Below are 2229 nucleotides of genomic sequence, written 5' to 3'. Positions count from 1 at the left end.
ACCGGACTGGCCGCCGACCTGCGTGGCCTCGGGCGGTACGACGAGGCGCTGGAGATCTCCGGCCGGGTACTGGCCGGCTACCAGGAACTGCTGGGTGATCAGGACTCCCGTACGCTCAGCGCACAGAACAACCTGGCTGTGACGCTGCGGCTGCTGGGTCGGTACGAGGAGTGCCTCGAACTCGATAGGAGGACCCTCGACGCCCGTCGCCAACTCCTGCGCCAACGCCACGCATGGACCCTCTACTCCGAGATCAACTACGCCACCGACCTGCGGCTCCTCGGCCGTTACAACGAAGCCTTCTCCCTCCAGAACAAGAGTGTTCAGGAGCACCGGCGCGTGCTGGGGCCGGACAATCCGCAGACCCTGCGCGCCGAGCACAACCTCGCGCTGTGCCACTATCGCAACGGTGACCGCTCCAGGGCCGCCGACCTGTTCACCCGCGTCCTGGAGCGATGTGAGCGTGCCCTGGGTGACAGTGACCCGCTCACCATGATGTTCGCCGCCAGTCAGAGCTTCTTCGCCCGCGAGCACGGCGACATCGACCAGGCCAGGGCCATAAGCGAGAAGGTCGTCCAGGGCTATGTGGACATGCTGGGGGAGGAGCATCCGTACGTGGCGGGCACCCGCACCAATCACGCCCTGATCCTCCGCAGCGTGGGGGAGCGCCAGCAGGCGTACCACCTGCTGGAAGAGGCGCTGGACCACATGGGCCGCTTCGTGGGTGAGAACCACCCCTGGACCCTGGGCTGCGCCATCAATGCCTCGGCCGTCCGCAACCTGATCGGCGACGTGGAGGCGGCCGTGGCCCTGACGGACTCCGTGGTCACGCGTGCCGTCGAGGTCCTGGGCCGCACCCACCCCCTGACGCTCTCCGCCCGCATCGCCCACGCTGCGGACCTGCGCGGAGTCCGCGACAGGCAGCGGGCGGAGAAGGTCGAGACGGAGGCTCTGGACGACCTGGTGGCCACGCTCGGCGTGCAGCACGTGCACACCGTGTCGGCTCGTTCCCGGAACCGGCCGTACTGGGACTTCGAACCGCAGATGATCTGAGCGGAGCCGCACGGCACACGCCGAGGGGCCCGCCCCGCGATCAACTCGCGGGGCGGGCCCCTCGGCGCAATGCGTGCCGGTCAGGCGTCGAAGACCTCGTCGACCAGCTGGGTCTGCTCCGCCTGGTGGCGCTTGGCCGAGCCGACCGCCGGGGAGGAGCTGTGCGGACGCGAGATGCGGCGCAGGCGCTCGCCGTGCGGGACGTCCGCGCCGACGGCCAGGTCCAGGTGGTCGATCAGGTTCAGGGCGATGAACGGCCAGGCGCCCTGGTTGGCCGGTTCCTCCTGGGCCCACAGGTACTTCGCCGCGTTCGGGTACTTGGCGATCTCGGCCTGGATCTCGGCACCCGGCAGCGGGTACAGGCGCTCCAGGCGGATGATCGCGGTGTCCGTGACGCCACGCTTCTGGCGCTCGGCCTCGAGGTCGTAGTAGACCTTGCCGGCGCAGAAGACGACCTTGCGGACGGCGCTCGGGTCGGCCGAGTCGTCGCCGATCACCGGGCGGAAGCCGCCGGTGGTGAACTCCTCCACCTTCGACGCGGCCGCCTTGAGGCGGAGCATCGACTTCGGGGTGAAGACGATCAGCGGCTTGTGGTGCGGGTTGTGCACCTGCCACCGCAGGAGGTGGAAGTAGTTCGACGGCAGGGTCGGCATCGCGACCGTCATGTTGTCCTGCGCGCACATCTGGAGGAAGCGCTCGGGGCGGGCGGACGAGTGGTCCGGGCCCTGGCCCTCGTAACCGTGCGGCAGGAGCAGCGTGACGCCGGAGGTCTGGCCCCACTTCTGCTCGGCCGAGGAGATGAACTCGTCGACGACGGTCTGCGCGCCGTTGACGAAGTCGCCGAACTGGGCCTCCCAGATGACCAGCGACTCCGGGCGGGCCAGCGAGTAGCCGTACTCGAAGCCCATCGCCGCGTACTCGCTGAGGAGCGAGTCGTAGACGTTGTAACGGGCCTGGTCGTCGGTGAGGTAGAGGAGCGGGGTGTAGTCCTCGCCGGTGACCTGGTCGACGAGCACCGCGTGGCGCTGGCCGAAGGTGCCGCGGCGGCTGTCCTGGCCGGAGAGCCGGACCGGGGTGCCCTCCATCAGCAGCGAACCGATGGCCAGGGTCTCGCCCATGCCCCAGTCGATCGTGCCGTTCTCCACCGAGGCGGCGCGGCGCTGCATCTGCGGGAGC

Annotated in this window: 1 protein-coding gene and 1 pseudogene; one reads left to right on the top strand and one right to left on the bottom strand. The window is 69.3% G+C overall.

What is annotated here, in order from left to right:
- Nucleotides 1-1053: FxSxx-COOH system tetratricopeptide repeat protein (fxsT, locus tag ABZ564_RS32705; RefSeq protein WP_360863137.1), on the top strand; the 1053-nt coding region annotated here is incomplete at its 5' end.
- 80 nt (nucleotides 1054-1133) lie between these two features.
- Here the strand turns inward: fxsT and kgd are convergent.
- Nucleotides 1134-2229: pseudogene (kgd, locus tag ABZ564_RS32700) on the bottom strand (multifunctional oxoglutarate decarboxylase/oxoglutarate dehydrogenase thiamine pyrophosphate-binding subunit/dihydrolipoyllysine-residue succinyltransferase subunit); the annotation flags it as partial.

This window comes from Streptomyces sp. NPDC019224, assembly GCF_040632605.1.
Classification (GTDB): Bacteria; Actinomycetota; Actinomycetes; order Streptomycetales; family Streptomycetaceae; genus Streptomyces.
Note: the sequence above shows the minus strand (reverse complement) of the source record. Positions and strands in the feature narration are given on the sequence as shown.